Origin of the sequence: Piscinibacter defluvii, assembly GCF_004011805.1 — a bacterium.
GTDB classification, from domain to species: domain Bacteria; phylum Pseudomonadota; class Gammaproteobacteria; order Burkholderiales; family Burkholderiaceae_C; genus Piscinibacter; species Piscinibacter defluvii.
In genome coordinates this window covers 1-2,983 of sequence record NZ_RCHJ01000085.1, presented here as the reverse complement: position 1 = coordinate 2,983, position 2,983 = coordinate 1, and the positions used below count along the sequence as shown (strand labels likewise).

The following is a 2,983-nucleotide window of genomic DNA, read 5'->3' as shown; positions in this document are numbered from 1 at the left end:
AACAACAAGCTGCGCACTTCCTCCGGGATAGACGCATAGGCGTTGGACAGCAGGATCACTGGGCAAGACTCGACCAACTCGCCGGCGACGTGAGCTCGAGCGGCATAGGCCCCGCGACCCTTGCGGGTTCCGGTGTGTCTGACGTAGACGCTTGGTGCGCAGATGGTCATTTGGGTGGTCCGACGCCTAACGTTTGAGCTGAGACGACCGCGCCGGCATGGCGCTTGGCCCGCGAGGCGGATGATAAGAACGAGCGCCTCGCGGGCCAAGTGCCATGCCGGTGTGGGTCGGCTCGAGCGAAGGGTTAGGCGGCGCTGCGGCTACGGGCAGGGCGCTTAGCAGACGAACTCTTGACCGAAGGGCGCTTTGCTGCCAACTTGGCGAGATTGGACTTGAGCCTGGCTTGAACCACCGCGGCGATGAGTTCGTGCGGGATGGACTGGCTGTAGGGGAACTGCAGATTGCCCTTTGACCCGGCGAACGCCTCGACTCTGACGCGTAGCGCCGGGTCTTCTACTGGCGGAAACAGGCCAAGGTGGTTCTTGAACGCACCGAAGTACACGACGACACCTGACTGGAACAATGCAGGCATGCGGTAGCTGATGCGTTCTTCCGCCTGTGGAGCAGCGCGATGAACGGTGGCACGCACGGCACGAAGCACGGCTTGGACTTCGGGCGGAAAGCTCGCGATGTACTCGTCGACCGTAGCAGGAATTGTGTTCATGCAGCCTCCGCGGGCAAGAATGAGTGGTCCTGCACGACGAACAGAAGCAACGCAGTTCGACAAGAGGCAAGCGGCGGGACTGGCTCGGTGGTGATCGCGACGCCTAACGTTTGAGCTGAGGGGCCGTAGCCGGGAAGGCGCTTGGCCCGCGAGGCGGATGATGGACCACACCGCTTCGCGGGCCAAGTGCCTTGCTGGCGGAGGTCCCTCTCGAGCGAAGGGTTAGGCCCCACCGCGCCCAGCTACCTCTTGGAGTCCGCGGCGGTAGCCAGGAGGTAGCCGCGCATTCGCCCCGAGTCGGCGTCGAGGGTGTTCATGGCATCCCACAACATTGAGACCGGCACCCACGTGTAAGGGTACTTCTGCTTTGCAACGTCCATGACCAAGACGCGATCAGTTGATGCGTCGAATGCTCCCAATGGCGAGATGTGTCCAGCCCCCGCCTGCTTCAGGGTTCTTCGATCGTAGTTGACGATGATGAACGTGCGAGGCTCTGCCAGCGCTGCTCGCGCCGCGTGCCGGAAAGAGGCAAGGTCGGACTGACTGGCGTGCACCAGTTGCACCTGCATGCCATGGGCCAGCAGGAAACCTGCGAGCTCGGGGAGCGTTAGCCCGCTCAATGACAGAGCAAGCTCGCCCTTGATCGGCGCAGTAGACGCGTTGAACAGCGATCTCTGCGTGGCAGGCGGCTGGGGCGCGAGCGCGGCGTTGAGCACTGCGCTAACCGTGGCTGGCCCACAGAAGGCCCGGCGGGCTTGAGCCTGCACATACTGCGCGAGTTGTGCACAGTCGACCTTGCTGGTGGCCGATGACAGCAGTTCTTGGCCTTCGGCCGACACCGCGCTTGTAAGTTCCGGCGCAAGCGGCAGGTTCTCCGCTGGCGGCTCAGACAGGGCGTACCAGAGGACAGCGGACGCCGCAATCAGCGGCGTCAACGAGACAGCGATGGCAGCGCGCTTGGCGAATCGGCGCATCGAACGGACTGCTCGGTTTCGGTGTGGGGCCTAACGTTTGAGCTGAGGCGCAGACGCCGGGTTGGCGCTTGGCCCGCGCGACGGATGATGACACTGGCCGTTGCGCGGGCCAAGTGCCAAGCCGTCGGCTGTCGCCTCGAGCGAAGGGTTAGGCCTCATTCGCTAGGAGCAGTCGAGCGCCGGGCAGGCACCAAGGTTCCGTAGCGCCGTGCTTGACCTTCGTTGCGTGCTTGCGCAGCCATGACGCGACGTGCGAGTACCAAGCACCAAACGCAGTGGCGTCGTACTTGGGTGCGGAAGCAAAGGCCCTTGACCAGCAAAGGCGTCCGGCGACTTGTGGAGCTTCGGCGCCGATTGGGTGCCGAGAGTACTCAAGGAGCGGGCCATGCGGGTTGGCCAGTCGGTAGTAGACGCCTGCTTGGCGAGTGTGCCTGTCGACATAGTCAACGCGCTCGAACGATGGCAGCCAGTCGAACGCCTTGTTGTGTATGTAAAAGGGGGATGCCTCCAAGTCTGAGCTGAACGACTGAACCGAGCTCGGTGTCGGCGACCAAGAGCGATAGATCTCGATCTCGGCTGACTTGCGAAGGCATTGGAGAAGAAGGTTCTCGTCTTCGAGTGACAGCGCGATTGCGATCTGTTGTCCCATGAGGCCTAACGTTTGAGCTGAGGGGCCGGAGCCGGGATGGCACTTGGCCCGCGAGGCGGATGATGACAGCGAGCGCCTCGCGGGCCAAGTGCCATGCCGGTGGAGGTCCCGCTCCAGCGAAGGGTTAGGCCGCACTCGGAGTGGCGTGCTGGATCGTGGGAGCCGTGGCGCGTGGCTTGCGGTGAAGAACTGGAACTGGCGTGGCGCCGGCAGCGGAAGAGGAAGAAGCCAGAGGCAGAGCTGACAGCGGGCAGCAAGCGTCACGCCGCGAACCCAGAGCGCCACGATTGAGAGTCACGGACCACTACAGCGACTGCTCGCGAATGACATGAAGCTCTAGCGTTCCAAGTTTGACTCCGAAGACGCGCCGCTCGGTGAGGAACTTGCTGAGTCGTTCTTCGATGCGGACCATTTCGTCGCCAGTGAGGCGCCGCTCCTGGCCCGAGACATTGCATCGGTCGTGCAAGTACAAGACTTGAGGTTGCTCGGCGCTGGGATAGGTGCAATTGAAGTCGCAGCGAAGGTCACCCTCTTGATAGGAGACCACTTCTCTGGCTGAGCGCCACGCTCGGTATTGCATGTGCGGCCTAACGTTTGAGCTGAGGGGCCGTAGCCGGGAAGGCACTTGGCCCGCGA

General features: G+C 63.0%; 2 protein-coding genes. Both read right to left on the bottom strand.

Annotation, left to right across the window (positions count from 1 at the left end; genetic code table 11):
• Window positions 1-304 precede the first annotated feature (304 nt).
• A complete protein-coding gene (locus D9C15_RS32890) occupies window positions 305-724 on the bottom strand; it encodes an iron chaperone (protein ID WP_128003674.1) in 420 nt (139 codons plus the stop codon).
• 242 nt (window positions 725-966) lie between these two features.
• Window positions 967-1,698 (bottom strand): phytochelatin synthase family protein, encoded by a 732-nt coding sequence (locus tag D9C15_RS32885; protein WP_128003673.1) that lies wholly within the window; start codon window positions 1,696-1,698, stop codon window positions 967-969.
• Between the last annotated feature and the right edge of the window lie 1,285 nt (window positions 1,699-2,983).

Bases quoted from the DNA above. Each gene is read 5' to 3' on its own strand.
- D9C15_RS32890 (WP_128003674.1), bottom strand. From the start codon at position 724: ATGAACACAATTCCTGCTACGGTCGACGAGTACATCGCGAGCTTTCCG.
- D9C15_RS32885 (WP_128003673.1), bottom strand. From the start codon at position 1,698: ATGCGCCGATTCGCCAAGCGCGCTGCCATCGCTGTCTCGTTGACGCCG.